The organism is Pseudomonas sp. 10S4 (assembly GCF_034344865.1).
Taxonomy (GTDB): domain Bacteria; phylum Pseudomonadota; class Gammaproteobacteria; order Pseudomonadales; family Pseudomonadaceae; genus Aquipseudomonas.
The window spans coordinates 2,109,305-2,133,999 of sequence record NZ_CP133774.1; the positions used below are offsets into that span (position 1 = coordinate 2,109,305).

22 protein-coding genes and 2 pseudogenes are annotated in these 24,695 nt (G+C 59.5%); 14 read left to right on the forward strand and 10 right to left on the reverse strand.

Annotation, left to right across the window (positions count from 1 at the left end; all coding sequences use genetic code 11):
- Positions 1 to 262: 262 nt before the first annotated feature.
- From RHM58_RS09815 to RHM58_RS09825, 3 genes and pseudogenes are all read right to left on the reverse strand, one after another.
- Positions 263 to 2,612 (reverse strand): annotated as a pseudogene (locus RHM58_RS09815) (FdhF/YdeP family oxidoreductase).
- On the reverse strand, positions 2,609 to 3,448 hold the full coding sequence (gene fdhD, locus RHM58_RS09820; protein ID WP_322270213.1) for a formate dehydrogenase accessory sulfurtransferase FdhD: 840 nt from the start codon (positions 3,446 to 3,448) through the stop codon (positions 2,609 to 2,611). The pseudogene RHM58_RS09815 and the gene fdhD overlap by 4 nt, the downstream one beginning before the upstream one ends.
- A 148-nt stretch (positions 3,449 to 3,596) precedes the next feature.
- Positions 3,597 to 4,484 (reverse strand): LysR family transcriptional regulator, encoded by an 888-nt coding sequence (locus RHM58_RS09825; RefSeq protein WP_322270214.1) that lies wholly within the window; start codon positions 4,482 to 4,484, stop codon positions 3,597 to 3,599.
- A gap of 137 nt (positions 4,485 to 4,621) precedes the next feature.
- Here RHM58_RS09825 and lysM point away from each other — a divergent pair, with 137 nt between their 5' ends.
- Entirely contained in the window at positions 4,622 to 5,062 is a 441-nt protein-coding gene (lysM, locus tag RHM58_RS09830) for a peptidoglycan-binding protein LysM (protein WP_322270215.1), read from the forward strand.
- A 120-nt stretch (positions 5,063 to 5,182) separates the two neighbouring features.
- On the opposite strand, the gene yrfG is transcribed toward lysM, so the two are convergent.
- The gene (gene yrfG, locus RHM58_RS09835) at positions 5,183 to 5,845 is read right to left on the reverse strand and encodes a GMP/IMP nucleotidase (protein ID WP_201256640.1); all 663 of its coding nucleotides are present in this window, start codon (positions 5,843 to 5,845) and stop codon (positions 5,183 to 5,185) included.
- A gap of 90 nt (positions 5,846 to 5,935) precedes the next feature.
- Between yrfG and nudE the strand changes: the two genes are divergently transcribed.
- Positions 5,936 to 6,502, forward strand: coding sequence for an ADP compounds hydrolase NudE (gene nudE / locus RHM58_RS09840; RefSeq protein WP_054047735.1), 567 nt, complete (start codon positions 5,936 to 5,938; stop codon positions 6,500 to 6,502).
- On the forward strand, positions 6,499 to 7,332 hold the full coding sequence (gene cysQ / locus RHM58_RS09845; protein WP_201256639.1) for a 3'(2'),5'-bisphosphate nucleotidase CysQ: 834 nt from the start codon (positions 6,499 to 6,501) through the stop codon (positions 7,330 to 7,332). Before nudE ends, cysQ begins: the two co-directional genes overlap by 4 nt.
- Before the next feature lie 158 nt (positions 7,333 to 7,490).
- On the opposite strand, the gene RHM58_RS09850 is transcribed toward cysQ, so the two are convergent.
- From RHM58_RS09850 to RHM58_RS09870, 5 genes and pseudogenes are all read right to left on the reverse strand, one after another.
- A complete protein-coding gene (locus RHM58_RS09850; protein ID WP_201256638.1) occupies positions 7,491 to 7,946 on the reverse strand; it encodes a thioesterase domain-containing protein in 456 nt (151 codons plus the stop codon).
- A 21-nt stretch (positions 7,947 to 7,967) separates the two neighbouring features.
- Positions 7,968 to 9,362, reverse strand: coding sequence for a sigma-54-dependent transcriptional regulator (locus RHM58_RS09855; protein WP_201256637.1), 1,395 nt, complete (start codon positions 9,360 to 9,362; stop codon positions 7,968 to 7,970).
- Positions 9,359 to 11,167: a sensor histidine kinase gene (locus tag RHM58_RS09860; RefSeq protein ID WP_201199746.1), complete on the reverse strand. Its 1,809-nt coding sequence runs from the start codon at positions 11,165 to 11,167 to the stop codon at positions 9,359 to 9,361. The genes RHM58_RS09855 and RHM58_RS09860 overlap by 4 nt, the downstream gene beginning before the upstream one ends.
- A 105-nt stretch (positions 11,168 to 11,272) precedes the next feature.
- A pseudogene (gene rfbC, locus RHM58_RS09865) lies at positions 11,273 to 11,817 on the reverse strand (dTDP-4-dehydrorhamnose 3,5-epimerase).
- Between the two features lie 137 nt (positions 11,818 to 11,954).
- The gene (locus RHM58_RS09870; RefSeq protein WP_322270216.1) at positions 11,955 to 12,479 is read right to left on the reverse strand and encodes a DUF3916 domain-containing protein; all 525 of its coding nucleotides are present in this window, start codon (positions 12,477 to 12,479) and stop codon (positions 11,955 to 11,957) included.
- 184 nt (positions 12,480 to 12,663) lie between these two features.
- Here RHM58_RS09870 and RHM58_RS09875 point away from each other — a divergent pair, with 184 nt between their 5' ends.
- From RHM58_RS09875 to RHM58_RS09925, 11 genes are all read left to right on the forward strand, one after another.
- On the forward strand, positions 12,664 to 15,576 hold the full coding sequence (locus RHM58_RS09875) for an aminotransferase (RefSeq protein WP_322270217.1): 2,913 nt from the start codon (positions 12,664 to 12,666) through the stop codon (positions 15,574 to 15,576).
- Between the two features lie 291 nt (positions 15,577 to 15,867).
- Positions 15,868 to 16,746 carry an N-carbamoylputrescine amidase gene (gene aguB, locus RHM58_RS09880; RefSeq protein WP_201199751.1) on the forward strand — a complete coding sequence of 293 codons (879 nt, stop codon included), beginning with the start codon at positions 15,868 to 15,870 and terminating at the stop codon, positions 16,744 to 16,746.
- Positions 16,747 to 16,750: 4 nt separating this feature from the next.
- Positions 16,751 to 17,857, forward strand: coding sequence for an agmatine deiminase (gene aguA / locus RHM58_RS09885; RefSeq protein ID WP_322270219.1), 1,107 nt, complete (start codon positions 16,751 to 16,753; stop codon positions 17,855 to 17,857).
- 244 nt (positions 17,858 to 18,101) lie between these two features.
- On the forward strand, positions 18,102 to 18,314 hold the full coding sequence (locus RHM58_RS09890; protein ID WP_123598111.1) for a hypothetical protein: 213 nt from the start codon (positions 18,102 to 18,104) through the stop codon (positions 18,312 to 18,314).
- Positions 18,315 to 18,669: 355 nt separating this feature from the next.
- Positions 18,670 to 19,341 (forward strand): DsbA family protein, encoded by a 672-nt coding sequence (locus RHM58_RS09895; protein WP_201256636.1) that lies wholly within the window; start codon positions 18,670 to 18,672, stop codon positions 19,339 to 19,341.
- Between the two features lie 18 nt (positions 19,342 to 19,359).
- Positions 19,360 to 19,755: a nuclear transport factor 2 family protein gene (locus RHM58_RS09900; protein WP_322270220.1), complete on the forward strand. Its 396-nt coding sequence runs from the start codon at positions 19,360 to 19,362 to the stop codon at positions 19,753 to 19,755.
- Positions 19,756 to 19,991: 236 nt separating this feature from the next.
- The gene (locus RHM58_RS09905; RefSeq protein ID WP_201199757.1) at positions 19,992 to 21,278 is read left to right on the forward strand and encodes an OprD family porin; all 1,287 of its coding nucleotides are present in this window, start codon (positions 19,992 to 19,994) and stop codon (positions 21,276 to 21,278) included.
- Between the two features lie 229 nt (positions 21,279 to 21,507).
- Positions 21,508 to 22,254 (forward strand): 2OG-Fe dioxygenase family protein, encoded by a 747-nt coding sequence (locus RHM58_RS09910; protein ID WP_201199759.1) that lies wholly within the window; start codon positions 21,508 to 21,510, stop codon positions 22,252 to 22,254.
- Positions 22,255 to 22,267: 13 nt separating this feature from the next.
- A complete protein-coding gene (locus RHM58_RS09915; protein ID WP_201199761.1) occupies positions 22,268 to 22,705 on the forward strand; it encodes a GNAT family N-acetyltransferase in 438 nt (145 codons plus the stop codon).
- Positions 22,702 to 23,418 (forward strand): AzlC family ABC transporter permease, encoded by a 717-nt coding sequence (locus RHM58_RS09920; RefSeq protein WP_201199762.1) that lies wholly within the window; start codon positions 22,702 to 22,704, stop codon positions 23,416 to 23,418. Before RHM58_RS09915 ends, RHM58_RS09920 begins: the two co-directional genes overlap by 4 nt.
- Complete coding sequence (locus RHM58_RS09925) at positions 23,397 to 23,714, forward strand: AzlD domain-containing protein (protein WP_010464672.1); 318 nt, start codon at positions 23,397 to 23,399, stop codon at positions 23,712 to 23,714. The genes RHM58_RS09920 and RHM58_RS09925 overlap by 22 nt, the downstream gene beginning before the upstream one ends.
- Here the strand turns inward: RHM58_RS09925 and RHM58_RS09930 are convergent.
- Positions 23,631 to 24,557 carry a LysR family transcriptional regulator gene (locus RHM58_RS09930; protein WP_201199763.1) on the reverse strand — a complete coding sequence of 309 codons (927 nt, stop codon included), beginning with the start codon at positions 24,555 to 24,557 and terminating at the stop codon, positions 23,631 to 23,633. The genes RHM58_RS09925 and RHM58_RS09930 overlap by 84 nt on opposite strands.
- Between the last annotated feature and the right edge of the window lie 138 nt (positions 24,558 to 24,695).

The following is a 24,695-nucleotide window of genomic DNA, read 5'->3' on the forward strand; positions in this document are numbered from 1 at the left end:
TTCGCCAGTCTTTAGTTACTTCGGATAGGCCGTTTCAATGCAGAAACGGCCTTTTTTGTGGGCGATTGGAAAGTTACTGGCCACTAAAAATCAAAAAAGCGGACACGTTCCTGTGGCGAGGGAGCTTGCTCCCGCTGGGTCGCGAAGCGGCCCCAAAAGCAGACAAACCCAATCTTTCAGTTAGATTGGGTTTGTCTGTTTTGCGACTGCTACGCAGCCGAACGGGAGCAAGCTCCCTCGCCACAGTGGTCCGTGCTTTGTGCTACGCCGACTTCGCCATAATCAGCCCAGTCTCGCTCGCCATTTCCAACCGAATCGCCACAAACTTCGACGTCGGTGTATGGCTGCCATCCCCGGTACTTTCCAGTGGCACCAGCGGATTCACTTCCGGGTAATACGCGGCGGCCTGCCCGGCAGGAATATCAAACGCCAGCAGCGTGAAGCCCTTCACCCGACGCTCACGGCCATCGTCCCAGATCGAAACGATGTCAGCCTTCTGCCCCGGTTTGAACCCCAGGCGAATGATGTCCGCTTCGTTCACAAACAACACATCCCGCTGACCCTTCACCCCGCGATAACGGTCATCAAGACCATAAATCGTGGTGTTGTACTGATCGTGGGAACGCATCGACTGCATGATCAGATCCGGCAAAATACCCGTGGCGCGCGTGCGCTCATGAACCAGATCCTTGGGCAGGACGTTCGCACGGAAATTGGCCCGGCCCGACGGGGTGTTCCACTTGCGGGCACCGGCACTGTTGCCGAGGTAGAAACCACCCGGATTCTTCACCCTCTCGTTGAAGTCGCGAAAGCCCGGAATGGTGTCGGCGATCAGGTCGCGGATGCGTGCGTAATCGGCCACCAGCCAGTTCCAGTCCACCGGTTTGCTGCCCAGGCTCGCGGCAGCGATGCCGGCAATGATCGCCGGCTCCGAGCGCATCTGGTTCGACAGCGCCTGCAACTGGCCGTTGGAGGCGTGGACCATGCTGAATGAGTCTTCCACGGTCACCGCTTGCGGGCCTTCGGTCTGGATGTCGATGTCGGTTCGGCCCAGGCACGGCAGGATCAGCGCGTCTTTACCGTGAGCCAGGTGGCTGCGGTTGAGCTTGGTGCTGATCTGCACGGTCAGGTCGCAATTGCTCAAGGCCTGGAACGTGCGTGGGCTGTCCGGGGTGGCTTGGGCGAAGTTGCCGCCCAGACCGATGAATACTTTCGCGCGGCCATCGGCCATGGCGTGAATCGCTTCGACCACGTTGTGGCCGTTTTCACGCGGCACCTTGAACTGGAAGCGTCGCTCCAGGGAATCGAGGAACGCCACCGGCGGACGCTCGTTGATGCCCATGGTCCGGTCGCCCTGCACATTGCTGTGGCCACGCACCGGGCAAAGGCCTGCGCCCGGCCGGCCGATGTTGCCGCGCAGCAGCATCAGGTTGGCGATTTCCTGGATGGTCGCTACCGAGTGGCGGTGTTGGGTGATGCCCATCGCCCAGCACATGATGACGTTCTTGCCCTTGGCGTACATGCGCGCCGCTTGCTCGACTTCCACCAGGGTCAGGCCGGACTGCTCGACGATCTGCGCCCACGGCGTGTCGTCGATGGCGCCCAGGTATTCCAGCACGTTGGCGCTGTGTTCATTGAGGAAGTCGTGATCGAACACCGAAGGCTGGCCGGTCTGCTGCGCTTCGCGCTCCCATTGCAGCAGGAATTTCGCCATGCCGCGCATTAGCGCCATGTCGCCGCCCAACGCAGGTCGGAAGTACGCAGTGTTGGTCGGTTTGTCACTGTTGGTGAGCATTTCAATCGGATGCTGCGGATGCTGGAAGCGTTCCAGGCCACGCTCTTTGAGCGGGTTGACGCACACCACTTGGGCGCCGCGTTTCACCGCTTCACGCAGGGGTTCGAGCATCCGTGGGTGGTTGGTGCCGGGGTTCTGGCCCCAAACAAAAATCGCATCCGCATGTTCGAAATCGTCGAAGGTCACGGTGCCTTTGCCGACGCCGACACTTTGCGCCAACGCCACACCGCTGGCTTCGTGGCACATGTTCGAGCAGTCCGGCAGGTTGTTCGTGCCGATCGAGCGGGCGAAGAGCTGGTAGAGGAACGCGGACTCGTTCGCGGTGCGGCCGGAGGTGTAGAACTCGGCCTGATCCGGGCTCGACAGCCCTTGCAGGTGTTTACCGATCAGGGCGAAGGCGTCTTCCCAGCTGATTGGTTTGTAGCGATCGGTTTCGGCGTCGTAGCTCATCGGCTCGGTCAAGCGGCCCTGATACTCAAGCCAGTAGTCGCTCTGATCCAGCAGCGAACTGACGCTGGTGCTTGGCGAAGAACGCCGCATCTACACGGCGTTTGGTCGCTTCCCAGTTCACTGCTTTGGCGCCGTTCTCGCAGAACGCCACCATGCCGGCTTCCTTGGAATCGCCCCAGGCGCAACCGGGGCAGTCGAACCCGCCGTTCTTGTTGGTTTTGAGCATCATGCGCAGGTTTTTCAGCGCGTTGTCGCTGGTCAACCAGGCCCGGGCAACACTGGCCAGCGCGCCCCAGCCACCGGCCGCGCCTTTATAGGGCTTGTAACGGGGGACGGGTTTCTGGTCGGCTTGTTGATGTTGGCTCACGCTTGATTCTCCATCGCTGGGCTGTAGACCCGCGGTGCACTTTTCTGCGGCAGGTGGATGAGATTGAGGTTGTGGCGACGGGCCCATTGCACGGCAAGGCCCGTGGGCGACGACAGGCTGACGAGGGTTTGAATCCCTGCGCGCAGCACTTTCTGGATCAGTTCGAGGCTGCAACGGCTGGTGACAATCGCCAGGCCGCCAGCCGTCGGGATGTTCTGGCGGATCAACCCGCCGATCAGCTTGTCGAGGGCGTTGTGCCGGCCGATGTCTTCACGGCCCAGCAGCAACTCGCCCTGGCCATTCATGAACACCGCCGCATGCACCGCGCCGCAATGCTGGCCCAGCGGCTGGAACGCGCCGATACGCTGGCGCAGGCCATCGAGCCATTCGGCGGGTGGCAACGGTGCGCCGGGCAATACTTTGAGGTCGGGCAGCGCTTGCTCGACCGCTTCCACGCCACAGAGCCCGCAGCCGCTGGTGCCGGCCAGTTGCCGACGTTGCTGCTTGAGGTTCCAGAAAGCGCGGTTGGCGATGGTCACTTGCGCGTACTGCGCCGAGCCTGAGCCGCTGAGTTGCAGGTCATAAATGTCGGTTGCGTCTTCGATGATGCCGCTGCCGAGGCTGAAGCCGACGATAAAGTCTTCAAGATCGGTCGGGGTGACCAGCATCACAGCCTGGCTGATGCCATTAAAGGCAATCGCCAAGGCGACTTCCTCGGCCAGCGCGGTGCTGTCCGATTCCGTGTATTGGAGCGTGCTGTAGCTGTAGGTCTGGCTGGCGGCGGGCGCGGGCGTTTCGAGGGCGGGCGCCGCGCAGACTGGGCGCTTGGCGTTCATGGGGCATCACCGACGGTTTGGACAGCTTTAGGGGCGTTCTTTATTGGTTTGCGCAGCGTGGAAACTCATTGAGAACGCCCCCTAAGACTAGGCGCGTCAACATGTCGCGTCTAATCGCTAATACTGATCCGCCGATAGATGCCGTCGATCAAGACTCTATCAGCGATTTCTGATAAATCGCGAAACAGGCTTCCGCCAAGGCTGAACGCGGGGCGCTACGGCGCATGATCAGCCCCAGCCGGCCGAGGGTTTGAGCGTTTTCGATAGGTTGCAGGCGCAGGTGGTCGGTAAGGTTTTCGAGGCCGCCGTCCAACGGCATCACGGCGCAGCAGAACCCTCCGTGCACGGCTTGTAACAATTGATGGACCGCATCGGTTTGCAACAACGGCTGTGGCGTCAGCCCGCGGCTGTGGAAGTTGTGGTCGATGGATTGGCGAAAGTGCATGCCGCTGGTAAGCATTCCCAGGGGCAACTCAATCAGCGACTCCCAACTCAGCGGCGCCTCGCCGAACGTGTAAAAGCGTTGGTCGTAGAGCAACCCCATTCGGGTTTCGCTGAATGCCAGGGAGTCAAAGCGTTCACCGTCGAGACGCTCCAGGTAGGACACGCCGAGGTCCAGCCGATTGTTCGCCAGTTGTTCGAGGATCTGTTCGGAACTCAGCGCCGAGAGTTCGAAGCGCAGGTTCGGGTGTTCGGCGTGCAGGCGCTGCATTAAAGGCAACGGATCGAAACTCGACAGCGGCACCACGCCCAACCGCAACGTACCCACCAGATTGCCGCGACATGCCGCCGCCTCGGCCTGCAAACCGTCATAAGCCGCCAGCACTGTACGAGCCCAGGCCAGCACCCGCTCGCCCGGTGCGGTGAAGCCTTCAAAGCGCTGGCCGCGATTGACCAGCGGCAGCTCGAGTTCTTCTTCGAGGCTGCGCAGGCGCATGGACAGGGTCGGCTGAGTGATGTGACAGCGGGCGGCGGCCTGGCCGAAGTGCCGGGTTTCGTCGAGGGCGATGAGGAATTTGAGCTGCTTGATGTCCATCTTCGCTCCAGGGCGCGGTTAGGGCGGGGATTTTAGCGCTTGCGGCGGATCGACGTCATTGGTCGGGTTGGAACCGAGTCTTGCAACCTTGGTCTAGGCTTTTGCGTCTGGAAACTAAACCCCAAGGAGAGTGCACCATGAGCATTTTGAGCTTTGTGAAAGAAGCAGGCGAAAAGCTTCTTGATTTGCTGACACCGGGCAACGCCAATGCCAGTGATCAGTTGAAAGCGCACATCAAAGACGTCGGCCTGGGTAACCCGAATGTGCAGGCCACGGTGGATGGCGACAAGGTCACTGTCACCGGTGAAGTCGCAAGTCAGGAAGAGAAGGAAAAGATTCTGCTGGCCGTGGGCAATATCGCCGGCGTCGGCAATGTGGACGATCAGATCACCGTGACCGGGCCGGTGGTGGTGGCCGCGAAGTTTGTCACGGTCGTGGCGGGCGACAGCCTCAGTAAAATTTCCCTGCGTGTGTACGGCGACGCCAATAAGTATCAGAAAATCTTCGACGCCAACAAACCAATGCTCAAGGATGTGAACAAGATCTATCCGGGGCAGTCGTTGCGGATTCCTGAATAAGGCTTGAGATTTGTGGCGAGGGGCTTGCCCCCGTTGGGCTGCGAAGCGGCCCCAAAATCTCTGCGGCTGCTGCGCAGCCGAACGGGGGCAAGCCCCTCGCCACAATGACCGCCTGAGGCTTTAAAGGCCTTCAATCAACTCGCGATAATCCCCAACCGCCGCAAACTCCGCCGTGTCCTTCGGCCCTTTACGGCTATCGGGCTCACGCACGGCCAACAAGTGCGCCACACCAAAATTGCGCGCACTGCGCAGGATCGGCAACGTATCGTCGATAAACAGACTGCGTGCCGGATCAAAATCGATATCCGCTTGTAAGGCATCCCAGAACTGCGGGTTCTCCTTGGCGAAACCGTAATCATGCGAGCTGATCAACCGCTCGAAATACGGCGCCAGTTCAATTCGCTCCAGCTTCAACGAAAGCGAATCACGATGCGCGTTGGTGATCATGACCACACGCTTGCCAGCCTGTTTGATCGCCGCCAGAAACGTATCCGCATCCGGGCGCAGGGCAATCAGATGAGCGGTTTCCAGCTTCAGCTCGCGCACCGGAATTTTCAGCTCGGCGCTCCAGAAATCCAGGCAGTACCACTGCAACTGGCCGGCGTTGCGTTCGAACAGCGGCTGCAATTCCATTTCCGCCATGGCCCGGCTCACCCCGTGCAACTCGGCATAGCGCTGCGGCAGGTGTTCCATCCAGAAATGGTTGTCGTAGTGCAGGTCCAGCAGCGTGCCGTCCATATCCAGCAGAACAGTGTCGATGTCGCGCCAGGGCAGCAGGGACATAAAGAACTTCTCCAGCGGTAAAAAAGATATCCGAGGTAAACAATCAGGATAGGCCGGGTATAGTAACGCGTTCACGCCAAGGAGCCGTCTATGCGCCAGAAACCCACCGTACTCGCCCGCGAGATCGTCGCCACCAGCCGTTTATTCTGCGTCGAAGAGCTCAAGCTGCGCTTTTCCAATGGCGTGGAGCGCACTTACGAGCGTCTGGTCGGCAAGGGTGCCGGGTATGGCGCGGTAATGATTGTGGCGATGCTCGATGCCGATCACGCGGTGCTGGTCGAAGAGTATTGCGGCGGCACCGATGAATACGAACTGTCCTTGCCCAAAGGATTGATCGAGCCCGGCGAAGACGTGCTGGCCGCCGCCGAACGCGAGCTCAAGGAAGAGGCCGGGTATGGCGCACGGCAGTTGGAGCATCTGACCGAGTTGTCGTTGTCGCCCGGTTACATGAGCCAGAAGATCCAGGTGGTCTTGGCCACCGATCTGTACGAAGAAAGCCTTGAGGGTGACGAGCCCGAGCCGATGCGGGTGGACAAGGTCAACCTGCGTGAGTTGTCGGCCTTGGCCCAGAACCCGCAATTCACTGAGGGCCGTGCCTTGGCGGCGCTGTATCTGGCCCGAGACTTATTGACCCAACGTGGGGTGTTTTTGCCATGAATTTGAATTTTCCCCATCCGTTGATGGCGCCAGTGGTTGAACTGGCATTGAAGGCGGGTGACGCGATCCTGCCGTTTTGGCGAAACGACGTTGCTGTTACTGCAAAGTCCGATAGCTCGCCGGTGACGGCGGCTGATTTGGCAGCTCACCATGTGATCGTGGATGGGCTAACCGCGCTGGATCCGAGCATTCCGATACTCTCCGAAGAAGACGCCAACATCCCCCAAAGCGTACGCGCCGGGTGGCAGCGTTGGTGGCTGGTGGACCCGTTGGACGGGACCAAAGAGTTCATCTCCGGCAGTGAAGAATTTACCGTCAACATCGCGCTGATCGAGCAGGGCCGCGTGGTGTTTGGCGTGGTGTCGATGCCGACCAACGGGCGTTTCTATGTCGGTGGCACCGGGTTGGGGGCGTGGCGGGGTGATGCAGGCGAAACACCGTTGCCGATTCAGGTTCGCGACGTACCGGCGGCGGGCGAGGCGTTTACCGTGGTCGCCAGTCGTCGACATTCCAGCCCTGAACAGGAGCGGTTGCTGGCGGGGTTGAGTGAGAGCCTGGGTGAGCTGCAATTGGCGAACTTCGGCAGTTCGCTGAAATTTTGTATGTTGGCGGAAGGGGCGGCGGATTGTTATCCGCGCCTGGCGCCGACGTCTCAGTGGGACACCGCGGCGGCGCAAGGTGTGCTGGAAGGGGCGGGCGGTGAGGTGCTGGATTTGAGTGGTGCGCCGTTTAGTTATCCGGCGCGGGAATCTCTGCTGAATGAGTTCTTTTTGGCGTTGCCGGCGAAGGCTGCGTGGCGCGAGAAACTGCTGGCGCTGGCGCGTTCCTGACCGCGTCGAAGTGGCTTGTCCAAATGCCAGCCCGTTAAGCAAGACCCTTGTGGGAGCGGGCTTGCTCGCGAAAGCGGTGTATCAGTCAACATTGATGTTGAATCTGATGGCCCCTTCGCGAGCAAGCCCGCTCCCACAGGTTGTGTGGCGGTTCCGGTTCAGCGGTGCAGCACGTATTGCCCCGTAAACGTCACCGCATCTTCTTCTGTCCCGACATTCACAATCCGTGAATGCAGTGTCAATCGCGCCCGCCCATAGCGCTCATACATCGCCAAAAACTTCTTCCAGACCGCCGCACTCGGCGCCTGGCAAATTGCCGTGGCATCGGTCGTCACTGGCAGCGGATAGCTGATGTGCCCTTCCTGAATCACGATGTGCCCGTCTTCAATGCCTTCTTCACGCAGACGCAAATGCAGCCAGCCCCAACCGGCCAGCACGGCGCCGCAATACAGGCTGCCGCCGAACATGGTGCTCTTGTGATTGACGTTGGCGTCCAGCGGCAAGTGCAGGCGCAGTTGCTGGTCGTGCCAGTCGAGCACCTTGAGGCCCATGTCCCGGGTGAGCGGGATGTCGTGGTGCAGGATTGATTCCAGATAACGACTGTCGCGATTCATGCATAGCCTCTGCGGTTGGATTCAATCAAGGTCGTCGGTTTGGCTGCTGGGGCCACCGTCGGCGAAATTCAGGCCGTGTTTACGCAGCTTGTCGTGTAGGGTCTTGCGCGGAATGCCCAAGGCCTCGGCGAGGCTGCGCACCGAGCTGTGAGAGCGCGCCAGTTCGGCGGCAATCAGGGTTTTTTCGAAGTTTTCCACCTGCTCGCTCAGGCCACCGCTAACCACTTCCACCGTGGTGCTGACGCCGCCCTGCGGCGCGCTGTTGTCCAGTTCCAGTTCCAGTCCCAGGGCAAAGCGTTCGGCGGCGTTTTGCAGTTCGCGCACGTTGCCCGGCCAGGCGTGACGCAGCAACAGCGCCCGTTGCCCCGGCTGCAGTTCGTGGGGCGGTAAACCGTGGCGGGTGCTGGCTTCGTCGGCGAAATGCTGGAACAGCACCAGTGCATCTTCGCCACGTTCGCGCAGCGGTGGAATGCGCAGCGGTGCGACGTTCAGCCGGTAATACAAGTCGGCCCGGAAGCGCCCTTGATCGGCGGCCTGGCGCAGGTCTTCCTTGGTGGCGGCGATGACGCGGATGTCCAACGGGATCAGTTGATTGCCGCCGAGACGTTCGACCACGCGCTCCTGCAACATGCGCAGCAGTTTCACTTGCACATCCAGGGTCATGCTTTCGATTTCATCGAGGAACAACGTGCCGCCATTGGCGAATTCGAACTTGCCGATGCGGCGTTTTTGCGCGCCGGTAAACGCGCCGGGCTCGTGACCGAACAGCTCGCTTTCCACCACCGATTCGGCCAGCGCCCCGGCGTTGATCGCCACGAACGGGCCGTTACGACGACTCGACAAGTCGTGCAGCGCCCGGGCCACCACTTCTTTACCGGCACCGGTTTCACCGAGTATCAACACGTCGGCCCTGGTCGCCGCCAGTGCACCGATTTGCTCGCGCAAACGCAGCATCGGCGCCGATTGCCCGACCAGTCGGGCGCTCAATTCATTGCGGTCGCTCAGGGCCAGGCGCAGGCTGCGGTTGTCCAGTACCAGCCGGCGCAAGGCCAGGGCGCGGCGCACGCTGTCGAGCAGGGCGTCGCTGGCGAAAGGTTTTTCCAGAAAGTCATAGGCCCCGGCGCGCATCGCTTGCACGGCCAGCGGAACATCGCCGTGGCCGGTGATCAGCAGCACCGGTAGCTCCGGGTCTTGGGCGTGGAGTTCGCTCAGCAACTCGAGGCCGTCCATGCCCGGCATTCGGATGTCACTGACCACAACGCCCGGCCAGTCGCGCTCCAGTTGCCCGGCCAGGCCCTTGGCTTCGGCCAGCGGCAGGATCTTCAGGCCGGCCAGGTCCAGGGTCTGGCTCAAGGCCTGGCGCAAGTGCGGATCATCGTCGATCAACACGACCTGGATGCGGTTATCGATGGTCATGCACTTCGGTCCTCGGACGGTTGCAGGCTCACGCCGGGTGCGCCTGCGCGTAGCTTCAAGGTAATCAGGGCGCCGCCCTCCTTATGGTTGGCGAACGACAGTTCACCACCGAAGGCGCGCATCAGGGTGTCGCAGATCGCCAGCCCCAGCCCAAGACCCTGAGTGCGGGTCTTTGTGGTGTAGAAGGGCTCGCCGGCGCGACCCAGCGCTTCCAGGCAAAACCCGGGGCCGTTGTCGCGAATGTACAGGTTGACGCCGTCGGCGGTGGATTGGGCACTCAGCCAGAGTTTGCGCGGCGGACCTTTTTCGGTCAGGGCGTCGAGGGCGTTGGCCAATAGGTTGCCGAGCACCTGACGCAATCGGGTTTCCCCGGCCTCGACCCACAGCGTGGCGGCTGGCAGGTCACGGATCAGCTCGACTTCCATGCTCCGTCGACGCTTGGCCAGTAACGCCAGGGCGTCATCCAGCGCTGGTTGCAGGGCGACGCTTTCCGGGGCGTGGCGATCGCGGCGAGCGAAGGCGCGCAGGTGCGCAATGATCGAGGCCATGCGCCCGGTCAGTTCACTGATCAGCTTGAGGTTGCCGCGGGCATCGTCGGTGCGCTGATGATCGAGTAACACTTCGGCGTTTTCTGCGTAGCTGCGGATCGCCGCCAGCGGTTGATTGAGTTCGTGGCTGATGCTCGCCGACATCGTCCCCAGTGCCGACAGCTTGCCGGCCTGTACCAAGTCATCCTGGGCGCGCACCAGTTCTTGCTGGGCGTGTTCGCGTTCCAGCACTTCCTGTTTCAGGCGTCGGTTGAGGCCTTCAAGGTCGCTGGTGCGCTCGGCCACCCGGTCTTCGAGTTCGCGGCGGGCCTTGGCTTCGAAGGCGATCCGCTCCAGATAATGGCGGCGGCGCTGCATCATCAGACCGAGCAACAGCATCAATACCAGCAGCGTCGCGCCACCGATGGCCACGACCGTGCGCACCGGGCGGTCGATCAGGGTGCGGGGCGCAAGGATGCTGACGCTCCAGCCGGTTTCCTCGATCCGCTGGGTCTGGGTTAACCAAGCGTTGGTGTTGAGCTTCAACGGCCTGGAATCGCGGGTCGGGTAGGGTTGGATCGCGGTGATGGCTTTGTTCTCTTCATCACTCAAGTCGCGGGTGGAGCGAAAACGCCACTCGGGCCGCGACGTGAGAATGACCACGCCGTTGTGATCGGTCAGCAGCAGTTGTTCGGGGGTTTTGCCCCAGAGGCTTTCGGTGTGATCGAGATCGACCTTGACCACCAGCACGCCGACGACTTTCTCACCCTCGCGTACGGCGGCAGCGAAGAAGTAACCACGTTTGGCCGAGGTGGTGCCCAGCCCGAAAAAGCGCCCGAGCCGCCCGGCCATGGCTTCGCTGAAGTACGGCCGGAAGGAAAAATTACGCCCGACGAAACTGTCGTGTTTGTCCCAGTTTGAGGCCGCCAGTGTCTTGCCGGTGGTGTCCATCAGGTACATGACTTCGGCGCCGGTCTGGGCGCTGATGTTTTTCAGCAAGCGGTTGGCGTTGCCCTGAGTGACGCCATCGTCGGGCGCGCCCAGTACGGCGCGCAGGGCGGGCAGGTCGCCGAGAATCTGTGGCAGTACTTCATAGCGGTGCAGGGTGCCCAGCAGGTTGGCGACGTAGAGGTCGAGGGTCTGACGGTTCTGCCCGGCCAGCTCGCTACGGTAGTAACGCTCGGCCAGATGCTGCAGCGGCCACAGCAACGGCGCCAGGCACAGCGCGAGCAGGGCCAGGCTGCGCCAGCGGGGTCTGCGGGGGAGGGTTGGAGTCATGAGCATCTAGCGCCTGGGGGGACAGGCGCATTATGCCTAGGGTTGCGGGCGCAGTCTGCGTAACCGGGGCCGGCGTGCTGTTGAAATGAAGTTTCAGACAGCGTTTCAGGAAAAGACCTCAGCGTCCGTGAAGAACGTGGCAGACGCATCCTTGCCCGATAGTTTTGGCGCTTCGTCCAGTTGCCAGTCGATAGCCAGGTCCGGGTCGTCCCAGCGAATGGCGCGCTCAGCCGCCGGGGTGTAGTAGTCAGTGGTTTTGTAGAGGAACTCGGCGAACTCGCTCAGCACCACGAATCCGTGAGCAAAACCTTTTGGCACCCATAGTTGGCGATAATTGTCGGCGGACAAACGCACCGAAACCCATTTGCCAAAGTTCGGCGAGCTGCGACGGATGTCCACGGCCACGTCGAGCACTTCACCGGCAGTGACACGAACCAACTTGCCTTGGGTATTTTCCAGTTGGTAATGCAGGCCACGCAGTACGCCTTTTTGCGAACGCGAATGGTTGTCCTGTACGAATTGATCGCCCAGGCCGGTCGCTTCTTCGAAAGCCCTGGCGTTGAAGCTTTCGTAAAAAAACCGCGCTCGTCACCAAATACCTTGGGCTCGATGATCAGTACACCGGGCAGGTCGGTGGTGACTACATTCATAGGGTTTCTCCGTCAATGGGCATTGATGACCGACATTCTTGCGCAAAGCGCTGGCCGGTGCGAGTGGTGCGGTCGTACAGACGATAAAATTCTCTAAGCCACGGATTCATCGACAAAAGGCTGTGGTCTTCAGATCGTTAATCAACTTCGCCGAAATACCACCGTTCAATCTCATAAGGCCGTCCGTCAGTATCCTTATAGGTATAGCGCAATCCTCTTTCCTTCACGTTGTCCGCAAGCGTCAGACCCCATTCCGCCGCGAGGCTTTTGTCAGTTCGACAGAGCTCGCTGTCGAGCGACGGTATATGACCTCTGTGGTATTCCAGGTCGGCGTAAATGCAGATTTCGCTGCTAAACATTTCAGGTAGGCAAATGACCGCGACTACTCGACAGTCGATGGTGTTTTCCGGCCTGGCCTGAAGCATACGGTGGGCTGCGTCGATCATCTGCTGAGCGCATTCCTTGCGTATGGCAGGAGTAGCTTGTTTTCCCTCTACCAGCGTCGTGACAACCGGAATCTTCCAGTTGCGGTATTTCTGATCGAGAGAGAGGTCGTCAGGGAAATACCCTTCGAAGCGACAGGACCAGGCTGCAAGTGCTTTGAGTCGACGCGCGATGTTGCGGATTTTTTTGTTTGATAGTGCAAGGCGCCGCATTGTCATGGTGGTTGTTTGTACCTTTAAAGGTGAGAGGGTTCATTCTGGCCGCAGGTTGGGGTGAGGACAATTCAGGTAATCCCTGATGTACGTAGGAAAATTCAACTGAGAGGCCGCCGGTTTGAAGGGGGTTGCGTATCGCTCCGAGCAGTGGCGATATAGGCGCCTAATAAAACTCAGGGGTCGTTGTATGCCGCTCGCCACGTTGCTTCACCGTGTCAGTTTGCCCAGCCCGCAAGTGTCCGCGGAGCAAGCACTAGAGCTGTTGCAGGCACATTACGGGTTGAACGGGGTATTGCAGCCCTTGGGCAGTCAGCAGGATCTCAACTTTCGCGTCGACAGCGATCGCGGTCGTTTCGTCCTGAAAATTTGTCGTGGCGACTACTCGGCGCTCGAGTTGCAGGCCCAGCACGCAGGGCTCAAGCATTTGGCCGAACATAGCGGTGTGGATGTGCCGCGGGTGATTCCAGCCAACAGTGGCGCAGACCTGCTCTCGCTGGAAGTCGGCGGTCAGCCTGTCCATATGCGGCTGCTGGATTACATTGAAGGCCAGTCGTTGACGCACCTCGATTACTTGCCGGGATCGGTGGTAGCCGGATTTGGCCGGCTCTGCGGCGAAATGGATCTGGCCTTGGCCGCTTTCGACCATCCAGGCCTTGAACGTACCCTTCAATGGGACGCCCGCCACGCCAACGCATTGATCGCCCATTTGTTGCCAGTCATCCAGGATGATCAGCAACGCGCGTTGATTGCCGAGGCCGCCGAACAGGCAGAACGACGTTTGCTGCCGTTAGTGGCGAAGCTGCCGGTGCAGGCGATTCACATGGACGTTACCGACGACAACGTGGTCTGGCAGCGGGATTCAAAACGCCAGTGGCAGTTGCAAGGGGTGATCGATTTTGGCGATCTGATTCGTACCTGGCGCATTACCGATCTGTCGGTGACGTGCGCGGCGCTGCTGCATCACGCCGATGGCGATCCGTTTTACATCTTGCCGGCGGTTCAGGCCTATCACGCGGTCAATCCGTTGCAGTATGAAGAGCTGCTGGCGCTCTGGCCGCTGATCGTGGCCCGCGCGGCGGTGCTGGTGCTCAGTGGCGAGCAGCAGGTCAGCATCGATCCGGGCAACGCCTACAGTCGCGACAATCTCACTCATGAGTGGGAAATTTTCCGCGTTGCTACATCGGTGCCGTTGGCGCTGATGGAAGCGGCGATCCTGACCGCCGTCGGCCAGAGCCTGCCGAGTATTGGCAGGGAAGGGTTTGCGCCGTTATTGCCGGGTCTGGTGGGGTGCGAGTTTGCCTTGATCGATCTGGGCGTGCTCAGTCCACATTTCGAGGCTGGTAACTGGGAGCAAGCGGGTATCGATCGGCGTCTGCTGACCGAAGCGGCGGCAGCCCACGGTTTGGCGGCTAGCCGTTATGGTCAATATCGTTTGTCCCGTACCCGGCCGGACAGTGCCGCAGAACCGGACACTTGCCCGCTGCACGTCGAGCTACGAGTGCCCCACGGTACGACGGTCGAGTCACCGTTTGCCGGTGTCGTCCACCAGCCGGAAGTGGGTGTGCTGCAACTGGATGGCCCGCAACTGAGCGTGCGTCTGTGGGGCGTCACGCCGTCGCTGCATACCGGTGCGGCGCTGGTCAAAGGTCAGGTGCTGGGTTCGGTCAGCGGGTCTTTGGTCGTGCAGTTGAGCCGTGTGGCTTCGCTCAACGCTCCGTTGTTTTGTACGCCGTCACGCGCGGCGGCCTGGCAAGCGTTGTGCCCTTCGCCCGCAGCCTTGCTCGGGCTGGCCTGTGACGCTGAAGCAGAGCTTGATTCGCAGACATTGCTGGCCCGTCGCGACGCCAGTTTCGCCCGCACCCAAAAACACTATTACGTCGACCCGCCACGCATCGAGCGCGGCTGGCGCAATCACCTGATCGACATGCAGGGCCGCTCCTACCTCGACATGCTCAACAACGTCGCGGTGCTGGGGCACGGTCATCCACGCATGGCTGCCGTCGCCAGCCGTCAGTGGTCGATGCTCAACACCAACTCGCGGTTTAACTACGCGGCGGTTGCCGAGTTCTCCGAGCGCCTGTTGAAGTTGTCGCCGGATTCCATGGACCGGGTATTCCTGGTCAACAGTGGCAGCGAGGCCAACGACCTGGCGATTCGCTTGGCCTGGGCCTACAGCGGCGGTCGGGACATGCTCAGCGTGCTCGAGGCCTATCACGGCTGGACGGTGGGCGCGGACGCGGTCTCGACCTCGATTGCCGACAACCCGAAAGCCTTGAGCAGCCGCCCTGACTGGGTGCATCCGGTGACTGCGCCGAACACCTATCGCGGCGAATTCCGTGGCCCGGACAGCGCGCCGGACTATGTGCGCAGTGTCGAACACAACCTGGCGAAAATCGCCGAGCAGAAACGCCAGTTGGCCGGTTTCATCTGCGAACCGGTTTATGGCAATGCCGGCGGTATCTCGTTGCCGCCTGGGTATTTGCAGCAGGTGTATGCGTTGGTCCGCGCTCAGGGCGGTGTGTGCATCGCCGACGAAGTGCAGGTCGGTTACGGGCGCATGGGCCACTTCTTCTGGGGGTTTGAAGAGCAGGGCGTGGTGCCAGACATCATCACCATGGCCAAGGGCATGGGCAACGGCCAGCCACTGGGCGCAGTGATCACCCGCCGGGAAATCGCTGAAGCGCTGGAGGCCGAGGGTTACTTCTTCTCGTCGGCGGGCGGCAGCCCGGTCAGTTGCCAGATCGGCATGGCGGTGCTCGATGTGATGGAAGAGGAAAAGCTTTGGGAGAACGCACAGGTCGTCGGTGGCTATTTCAAGCAACGGCTTGAAGCGCTGATCGAAACTCATCCGTTGGTGGGTGCGGTACATGGGTCGGGCTTCTACTTGGGTGTGGAGCTGATCCGTAACCGTGAAACCCTGGAGCCGGCGACTGAAGAAACCACGGCGCTGTGTGACCGGTTGCGTGAGCTGGGGATTTTCATGCAGCCGACTGGCGATTATCTGAACGTCCTGAAGATCAAACCGCCGATGGTGACCTCGCGCCAGAGCGTGGATTTCTTTGTCGACATGCTCTCGAAGGTGCTCGCAGAGGGCCTGTAAACACCTACCCCTATTGTGGGAGTGAGCCTGCTCGCGATAGCGGTGGAACATGCACCATTGATGCTGACTGGGCCACCGCTATCGCGAGCAGGGATGGTGTTTAAGTTCGATTGTTATCGGCTTTATATGGGTTAATTTAGACAGAAGGCATATCAATAGCTTTTAAAGCAGATATTTATCGGCTATAAAGTCGCCATTGCCCACGGTGTGATCAACCACGCCCGGTGCTTCTCTTTCTGTCATTGGTCGTCGTCACACTCGACCTTCAAGCAATTGCCCAGGAGATGATTCATGAGCCGTATCGTTACCGTCGCCGCTACCCAGATGGCTTGTTCCTGGGACCTTGAAGCCAACATCGAGACCGCTGAGAAGCTGGTCCGTGAGGCCGCGGCCAAAGGTGCGCAGATCATCCTGATCCAGGAACTGTTCGAGGCTCCGTACTTCTGCCAGAAACCGAACCCTGAATACCTGCAACTGGCCACAACCGTCGAAGACAACATCGCCATCAAGCACTTCCAGAAAGTCGCCAAAGAACTGCAAGTGGTGCTGCCGATCAGCTTCTACGAACTGGCCGGCCGCGCGCGATTCAACAGCATCGCGATCATCGATGCCGACGGTGCCAACCTCGGGATTTATCGTAAAAGCCACATCCCGGACGGCCCTGGCTACCACGAGAAGTACTACTTCAACCCGGGCGATACCGGCTTCAAAGTCTGGAACACCCGTTACGCGAAAATCGGCGTGGGCATTTGCTGGGACCAGTGGTTCCCGGAGTGCGCCCGCAGCATGGCGTTGCTCGGCGCGGAAATCCTGTTCTACCCTACCGCCATCGGCAGCGAGCCGCACGACAAGACCATTTCCTCCCGTGACCACTGGCAGCGTGTGCAACAGGGCCATGCCGGCGCCAACCTGATGCCGCTGATCGCCAGCAACCGCATCGGCAACGAAGAGCAGGACGGCTACGACATTACCTTCTACGGCTCGTCGTTCATCGCCAACCAGTTTGGCGAGAAGGTCCAGGAACTCAACCAGACCGAAGAAGGCGTGCTGGTTCAAAGTTTCGACCTCGACGAGCTGGAGCACATCCGCAGTGCTTGGGGCTCGTTCCGTGATCGTCGCCCGAACCTATACAATGCGATCAAAACCCTCGACGGTTCCCTGGAGTCCTGATCCCATGACCACATTACACAGCACCCCACGCGACGACGGCTTCTACATGCCGGCCGAGTGGGCAGCACAAACCCAGACCTGGATGATCTGGCCCGAGCGCCCGGACAATTGGCGCCTCGGCGGCAAGCCGGCGCAAACCGCACACGTCGCAGTGGCCAAGGCCATCGCCCGTTTTGAGCCGGTGACCGTCGCGGTTTCCGCCGGTCAGTACGAAAACGCCCGCGCCCGTCTGGATGTGCCGAATATTCGTGTTGTCGAGATGTCCAGCGACGACGCCTGGGTCCGCGACACCGGCCCAACCTTCGTCATCAATAACAGTGGTGAAGTCCGTGGTGTGAACTGGGACTTCAACTCGTGGGGCGGTTTTGATGGCGGTCTGTACTCGCCGTGGAACCGTGACTCGCAGGTGGGCGGCAAGATCCTTGAGATCGAGCGCAGCCAGCGCTACCGCACCGAGGGCTTCGTGCTCGAAGGCGGTTCTATTCATGTCGATGGCGAAGGCACGCTGATCACCACCGAAGAATGCCTGCTCAACCGCAATCGTAATCCGCACCTCAACCGTGCAGACATCGAAGCGGTGCTCAGCGCGAATCTGGCTGTGGATAAAATCATCTGGCTGCCGGACGGTTTGTTCAACGACGAAACCGACGGTCATGTGGATAACTTCTGCTGCTACGTGCGCCCAGGCGAAGTATTGCTGGCCTGGACCGATGACCCGCAGGACCCGAACTACCCGCGCTGCCAGGCGGCGATGAAAGTGCTGGAAAGCAGCACCGACGCCAAAGGTCGCCCATTCACGGTGCACAAAATGCCGATTCCGGGGCCGCTGTATGCAACCGAGGAAGAGTGCGCGGGTGTCGATCCGGTGGACGGCACACAGGAGCGCAATCCGACCGTTCGTCTGGCCGGTTCCTACGTGAACTTCCTGATCGTCAACGGCGGCATCATCGCACCAAGCTTCGACGACCCGCTGGATGGCCCGGCGAAAGAGATTCTTCAGGGCCTGTTTCCGCAGCACGAAGTGGTGATGGTGCCGGGCCGCGAACTGTTACTGGGAGGCGGGAACATCCACTGCCTTACCCAACAGCAGCCCGCGCCGCACAAGGAGTGAGTGGGGTTGTAACAGCTTGAGTTGATTGCATATTCAACCAGGCAGCAATTGCCGCACAGCGCATGAGAGAAAGCCCGCAGCCCGTCAGGACTGCGGGCTTTTTTGTATCCACTCATCGACACCTAAGAAATATTGGCACAGCTCTTGTATCTGTGATGGTGCAAAACAGGGAGGGGAGAGCTGCGATGTTCTGTCATAAACCTTGGATAAGTTAGCCGCTCACAAACCGGGAGAGAGCGCTGAAATGAACGCCGAAGTGAATGTAGTGAGCGAGCGGACATTGCATCCCCTGGCAGTCAATAGCGAATCGCTCCAGATCCTTGCGCACTGGTTGAAATCCAATGGAACGCGTCAGATCAGAGAACCTGATCCGCGCCGGATGATGATCGAGCGCTACCCCGCTGGTTTATTCAGCGAAGCGGAGCTGGAAGCGTTGTGGGATGTGATGGAAGGATAAAAAAGAAAAACAACGGATTGATAAAAGCGCTGCCGGGAAGGCGGCGCTTTTTTATGGGCGAAGATTTTTTTGATCACTGGAGATCAACTGTGGGAGCGGGCTTGCTCGCGAAAGCGGTCTGTCAGGCGACATCTCTATCGACTGACACGGCCTCTTCGCGAGCAAGCCCGCTCCCACAGGTTGGGTGGAGTCTGGTCGGGTCCGCTTCGGGCTCAAGTCGTTGCGGTTGTCGGTCACCCCAGGCATTCGACCGATTCTTGAAACAGACTGAAATCCATTCCGGCGTTTTTCCGCAACGGCCTGAGGACTAGTCTGCCGGCATCGAGTTTTCCTACTTCTTTGCCGGAGCCTTCCCATGATCCTTCATTACATTTACGACCCGTTGTGTGGCTGGTGCTACGGGGCAAAACCGTTGGTGCAAGCGGCCCAAACCGTCCTGCCAGTGATTGCCCATGGAGGTGGGATGATGAGCGGCGCCAATCGCCAGATCGTCTCGCCACAATTGCGCAACTATGTGATGCCCCATGATCGGCGCATCGCCGAATACACCGGCCAGCCGTTCGGTGAGGCCTATTTCGAAGGATTGCTGCGCGATGAAAGCGCAGTCTTCGATTCCACACCGCCGACGGCTGCGGTGCTGGCCGCCGAGCAGATCGCCGGCCGTGGACTGGAATTGCTGGGCCGTTTGCAGACCGCCCATTACGTGGAAGGGCGACGTATCGCCGACGAAGCGGTGTTGTTTGAACTCGCGAAGGGTCTGGGCCTCGAACTTCAAGCGTTCCAGGCCGCTTACGAGCAAGCCGGGACCGATCACCACATCAAGGAAAGCCGCGCACTGTTAGCCAAAGTCGGCGGCCAAGGCTTCCCGACCTTCGCCCTGGAACAGAATGGCCAATTCACCTTGATCGACATCGGCCCATGGCTGGGCAAGCCAGAAGCCTTTGCGGCCTGGCTGCGTCAGTCGTTGCCAACCCAAGCGTCTTCGTCCGAGCTTCAAGCCTGTGGCCTCGACGGCTGCGCCCACTGATTTCACCTGGAGTGACCCATGGATAACCTGAGCCTGATCAAAAGCACTTACGAAGGCGCGAACTCCCAGGAAAACGCGCGCAACACCGCCGCCGCCCTGGCCGCTGATGCGCAATGGACCGAGGCTGCAGGTTTCCCCTACGCCGGCACCTACGTGGGTTTCGACGCCATCGTCGAAAACGTCTTCAAGCGCCTGGCCACCGAATGGGAAGGTTTTCAGTTCAAGGTCGAGAACTACGTCGCACAGGGCGACAAGGTGTTTGCCTACGGCAACTACAGCGGAACCTACAAAGCCACCGGCCGCCCGATGAATGCGCGCGTCGCGCATTTGTGGACCTTGGCCGATGGCAAAGTCACCCACTTCGAGCAGTTCGTTGACAGCCATACCGTGCAACTGGCGCTCGCAGGCAACTGATTTCTTAGACGTTTTTCACCTATTCACAGACGATTCATGAAATTGACACAGGGTTAAGGGCGCGGATAGGATTCGCGCCAACGCCTGTGGCCGACCGCCACGACTCACAAAACAATAAAAGGCCCGCCGCGATTTTTCGTGGGCGGGCCTTTTTGTTTTTGGGTGAAAAAAGAGCGCGACAGCGCCGTTTCAGCCGTTCGGCACAGCGCGTATCAACCGGTAATAAGGAAAATAATATGTTGAACAAGCGAATCAGCCTGATCGCTCTGGGGATGTTGAGCGCTACACAAGCCATGGCTAACGACCAGGCCGAATCCAAGGGTTTTGTTGAAGACAGCAGCCTCAAAGTGCTGCTGCGCAACGCCTACATCAATCGTGACTACAAAGACGGCAACCCGGATAAATCCGAGTGGGGCCAAGCGGCCATCGGTACGTTCTCGTCCGGTTTCACCCAAGGCACCGTCGGTGTCGGTGTGAATGCTTTCGGTCTGTACGCACTTAACCTGGAGCGCAGCGAAGATCGCAGCGGTGCCCAAGGTATCGATTTCTTCAAAAAGGGCGACAGCGGCAGCCCGGCCAACGACCTTTCCAAGGGCGGCGCAGCGGTCAAGTTCCGTCTGTCCAGCACCACGCTGACCTACGGCGACCAGATGCCGGAATTGCCGGTGCTGAACTACGACAACTCGCGCCTGCTGCCAGAAAGCTACACCGGCACGCTGATCACCTCCAAAGAGATCCAGGGCCTGGTGCTGAACGCCGGTCGCTTCACCGCCGAATCGCGTAAGAGCGCTGAAGGCCGTGACAGTGGTGGCTTGAAGTCGATCAACGTATTGGGCGGTAGCTACCAGTTCACCGAACAGTTCAAGGCTGCGGTTTACGCTTCCGACGTCGAAGACGTGCTGAAGAAGCAATACGTGAACGCCAATTACGTGTTCCCGATCGACAAGGATCAGTCCCTGACCCTGGACTTCAACGGCTACCGCACCAAGCTGGACGATTCCTACGTCCGTGAAAACGGTATCACCGGCGACGACAACAAGATCTGGAGCCTGGCAGCGACTTTTGCCACCGGCCCGCACTCGTTCACCGTTGCTCACCAGCGCAGCACTGGCGACAGCAACCTGGGCTACGCCTACGGCGGCTATCAGAAAGACCAGGGTCGTGTCGGCGACGGTGGCAACACCATCTACCTGTCCAACTCTTACTGGTCCGACTTCAATGCTGAAGACGAACGCAGCTGGCAACTGGGCTACGGCCTGGACTTCGGCGCTTTCGGCGTGCCGGGTCTGAGCTACAACTTCGCCTATGTGCGCGGTGACAACATCACCACGTCCACCAGCGAAGGCGGGACCGAGCGCGAGATCTTCAACCAGTTCAAGTACGTCGTGCAAAGTGGCCCGGCCAAAGACCTGAGCGTGAAACTGCGCAGCTCGATCCTGCGCGTGTCGCAGAAATCCAGCGAGTACAACGTCAGCGGTAACGAAGTACGTGTGTTCGTGGATTACCCGATCAACATCTTCTGATGATCGGCTGAGTTGATAAAACTCACTAAAAACCCCGAATGGCTCGGGGTTTTTTTTGCTGATTTTTTGTAAAAACGTTCTAAAGACGCCTCTTTTGGCATAAAAAAGTCGATTCAAAGCATCTTTTTACCGCGTTTAAAGCAACGCTTGATATGCCTGAAATTCTTTCTCATGGGCCGAAAATCCTGCAGATACTAGATTGAGCCGCTAAATGCAGCGGAGACTAGTAATGATCGTTTTAAACAGAGAAGTTGGCGAATCGCTAAGGCGCGACAAATTTGTCAACGTCCAGGGTGGTGACTTCAATCTCTACGGTCATTTCGCCGACTTCGTCAGACTGACCAGAAGTTGGGAAAACATGGAGCCGGACAGCTATTACGGCCAGTCCGAATCCGGAATGCGTTTCCGTCGCTACAGTGACTTCGAATACAACCCGGTGACCCGCGACTTGAAGCAGCTGGAGCACCGTGCCTATGTTCAGTCCAAAGCCAACAACAGCTACGTCGGTGGAATGGTTCGCCACTTCCAGGACTTCTCCGATGAAGTGATCAATTCGCCGGTGATGCGCAGCCTCATCGATATCGATTTTGAAGTGTACAAAAACGTCCTGCCGCCGGAATTGCACGATGAAATCTGGCAATGCCAGATCCATCAGATCCGCATTGAGATCAAACCCGGCAAACAACTGGAAATCACTCCTGAAGGTATTCATTGCGACGGTTACCCGTTCAGCGGTGTGCACTTCTGGGGACGTAACAATGTGGACGGCGCCGAAAGCCGCCTCTACAGCGCCCACGAAGAGCAACTGGCGTCGACGACCTATCAGGAAATCCTCGACACCACGTTCTTCCTCGATCGCGACATGCGCCACTACGTGACCCCGGCTCGAAATACCCATTCCCACGACATGGCGTACCGGCAAATCCTGGCGATTTCCTTCTCGCGGCCCGGGACCGCTTTCGACATTGTTCGCTGAACAGCTCGACCCCATGGACAACCCCTCTGCATCAGTGATGATGTGGCGGGCCAATGCAAAGGATGCTGTGCGCCTGGAGCGCTTTTTCCGGCAGTTCGACGAAGTGTCGTTCTGCGAGTGGCAGGACGCCAAATGCCTGCGCGGTGTGTTGGTGCAGAAGACCACCACCGCGTACCTGGCGCTCGACCTCAGTGGCGAAGTGGTCGGCGCGGTGCTGGGCGGTATGCTCGGCAGCCGTGGCACCATCAACCATTTAGCGGTGAGCCCGCAGTATCGCGCCCAAGGCGTGGGCCAGCGCTTGGTGGAAGCCGCTTCGGCGGACATGAAACGGGTCGGTGTACTGCGGATGTTCCTGTTCGTCGACGATGCTAACCTTGCCGGCAAACGCTTTTGGACCGCCCAGGGTTTTTGCGAGCCTCGCGGCGAAACGACATTTGAGAGGGATCTATGAATGAGACGTCCAGCAGCCAGCCGCTGATGGTCGAGCCGCAGCCTTCGCGCACGTTTGCTGAAGCCAGCCCGGTAGTGGCCGGCTACTTCACGGTGTCGTTTGTGTTTGGTTTGATGGCCGTCAACGCCGGGTTGCCCGTGTGGTTACCGGTCGCGATGTGCCTGTTTGTGTATGCCGGCGCTTCGCAGTTCGCCGCGCTGGCGCTGATCTCCAGCGGCGCTTCGCTGACCACGATCATCCTCACCACGTTTTTGATCAACGCGCGGCACATGCTGATGTCGGTCTACATGGCCAAGGCCTTGCGGGCGTTGGGGCTCAGTCGTTTCGAGCGCTGGTGTTATGCCGGCGGGCTGACCGATGAATCGTTCGCCTTCCACAGTGTGAAACTGGGCAGCGGAGCGCCGGTCAACGTGCGCTACCTGATCGGCTTCAACCTGTTCTGCCACACCTCGTGGGTGCTCGGCGGTTTGCTCGGGGCGATCTGCGCGCAGTACGCGTCGCACCTGATCAAGTACCAACTCGACTACGCCCTGACCGCGATGATGCTCTATGTGCTGGTGTCACTGTGCAACACCCGCAACAAGCTGATCGCCGCACTGGCCGCGGTCGTCTGCATGGGCGCCCTCAGCCTGGTCGGCAGCTCACCGTTTAATGTGTTTATTGCCACTTTCGTCGGCTGCGGGGTGGGTGTATGCCTGACCAAACGTTCCTGATTCTGGTTGTCGTGCTGATGATGGCCGTGACCTTCCTGCCGCGCGCGTTACCGCTGCAAGTGAACACCGACCATTGGCCACCCTTCGTTGCCCGGGCGCTGGAATACCTGCCAGTGGCGATCGTCGCTGCGATCAGCCTCACGCCCTTGTTAATCAAGGACCAGCATGTGCAGCTCGATCGCCCGGAATTCTATGCAGCGATTCCGACGTTGTTATGTGCGTATTTCAGCAAAAACCTCTTTCTGAGTGTGGCGGTCGGGACGGCTGCGTACATTGCGCTCGGCTCGTTCATGTAGGCGCAAATCGACGACATCACTCAACGCCTGACCCGATAAGTCAGGGTTGTTGATCGCCAGCCGCACTTCGAGGAAATCCTCGAAACCCGGAAAAATGGTCAAGCCGTTACGCTGGGCCGCCTCGCGAGACACCATGCCGAGGCCGTCCATTTGCGTGATCAGCGACAGCGTCAGGGTCTCGCTGCAGGAATAAATCGTCCGTTGACCGGTTTCATAATTGCCGAGACCAGCGTCAAGAAAGCGCAAAAAGCTGTGGGAATACGGACAATCGTCCGCCGGACGCACCTGAAGCTTATCGCCCAGCAACACCAGTGGGTCGTTCTCCTGGCCACAATGAGCGCCGACCACCTGAACGTGCACATCCGGCAGCACAATGCTCGGTAAACCAGGCTTTTGCGGGCCGATCAGCACGGCCAGATCGAAGTCTTCGTTCTTCAGCTTACTGAGGTTTTCCATCGACTCGGCGTAGGAGAATTCCAGTTGATGGTCAGGAAACACCTCAAACAGGCGTCCGATCATTCGCCGATTGAAATCCTCCGACAGCGTGGTATTCAACGCCACCTTCAGCGTGCGCTGACCGGGCACCTTCAATGCAGTGACTTTCTCTTCCATCTGTCGCGTGGCGACCAGGACCTTGTCTATATACGGCGTGAGCTCCGTGCCCTGCGCGGTCAGGGTCAGGCCCTTGTTGGAACGTCGAAACAGGCGAAAACCAAACTGCTCTTCGACCTTGTTCAACTGCGCGGCCAACGCCTGCACCGTCAAACAGGAATGCTCTGCCGCCGCCGACAACGAGCCGGTCTGCACGATGCGCATGAGGTTGCGTAAGGTTCTGCTATCCATGGGGTAATGCCCTCTAAAGTGGGCTGGCAATTGTTGTGTACCTTGCGGCCTATCCGGCGCCTATGCCGGCTATATTCCTGCACCTGAGCATAGTTGTCGCGGCTTTAGTAGCGAATTGATTCCGTAGCCGATGGCTGG

Bases quoted from the DNA above. Each gene is read 5' to 3' on its own strand.
- fdhD (WP_322270213.1), bottom strand. From the start codon at position 3,448: ATGAACGCCAAGCGCCCAGTCTGCGCGGCGCCCGCCCTCGAAACGCCC.
- RHM58_RS09825 (WP_322270214.1), bottom strand. From the start codon at position 4,484: ATGGACATCAAGCAGCTCAAATTCCTCATCGCCCTCGACGAAACCCGG.
- lysM (WP_322270215.1), top strand. From the start codon at position 4,622: ATGAGCATTTTGAGCTTTGTGAAAGAAGCAGGCGAAAAGCTTCTTGAT.
- yrfG (WP_201256640.1), bottom strand. From the start codon at position 5,845: ATGTCCCTGCTGCCCTGGCGCGACATCGACACTGTTCTGCTGGATATG.
- nudE (WP_054047735.1), top strand. From the start codon at position 5,936: ATGCGCCAGAAACCCACCGTACTCGCCCGCGAGATCGTCGCCACCAGC.
- cysQ (WP_201256639.1), top strand. From the start codon at position 6,499: ATGAATTTGAATTTTCCCCATCCGTTGATGGCGCCAGTGGTTGAACTG.
- RHM58_RS09850 (WP_201256638.1), bottom strand. From the start codon at position 7,946: ATGAATCGCGACAGTCGTTATCTGGAATCAATCCTGCACCACGACATC.
- RHM58_RS09855 (WP_201256637.1), bottom strand. From the start codon at position 9,362: ATGACCATCGATAACCGCATCCAGGTCGTGTTGATCGACGATGATCCG.
- RHM58_RS09860 (WP_201199746.1), bottom strand. From the start codon at position 11,167: ATGACTCCAACCCTCCCCCGCAGACCCCGCTGGCGCAGCCTGGCCCTG.
- RHM58_RS09870 (WP_322270216.1), bottom strand. From the start codon at position 12,479: ATGACAATGCGGCGCCTTGCACTATCAAACAAAAAAATCCGCAACATC.
- RHM58_RS09875 (WP_322270217.1), top strand. From the start codon at position 12,664: ATGCCGCTCGCCACGTTGCTTCACCGTGTCAGTTTGCCCAGCCCGCAA.
- aguB (WP_201199751.1), top strand. From the start codon at position 15,868: ATGAGCCGTATCGTTACCGTCGCCGCTACCCAGATGGCTTGTTCCTGG.
- aguA (WP_322270219.1), top strand. From the start codon at position 16,751: ATGACCACATTACACAGCACCCCACGCGACGACGGCTTCTACATGCCG.
- RHM58_RS09890 (WP_123598111.1), top strand. From the start codon at position 18,102: ATGAACGCCGAAGTGAATGTAGTGAGCGAGCGGACATTGCATCCCCTG.
- RHM58_RS09895 (WP_201256636.1), top strand. From the start codon at position 18,670: ATGATCCTTCATTACATTTACGACCCGTTGTGTGGCTGGTGCTACGGG.
- RHM58_RS09900 (WP_322270220.1), top strand. From the start codon at position 19,360: ATGGATAACCTGAGCCTGATCAAAAGCACTTACGAAGGCGCGAACTCC.
- RHM58_RS09905 (WP_201199757.1), top strand. From the start codon at position 19,992: ATGTTGAACAAGCGAATCAGCCTGATCGCTCTGGGGATGTTGAGCGCT.
- RHM58_RS09910 (WP_201199759.1), top strand. From the start codon at position 21,508: ATGATCGTTTTAAACAGAGAAGTTGGCGAATCGCTAAGGCGCGACAAA.
- RHM58_RS09915 (WP_201199761.1), top strand. From the start codon at position 22,268: ATGGACAACCCCTCTGCATCAGTGATGATGTGGCGGGCCAATGCAAAG.
- RHM58_RS09920 (WP_201199762.1), top strand. From the start codon at position 22,702: ATGAATGAGACGTCCAGCAGCCAGCCGCTGATGGTCGAGCCGCAGCCT.
- RHM58_RS09925 (WP_010464672.1), top strand. From the start codon at position 23,397: ATGCCTGACCAAACGTTCCTGATTCTGGTTGTCGTGCTGATGATGGCC.
- RHM58_RS09930 (WP_201199763.1), bottom strand. From the start codon at position 24,557: ATGGATAGCAGAACCTTACGCAACCTCATGCGCATCGTGCAGACCGGC.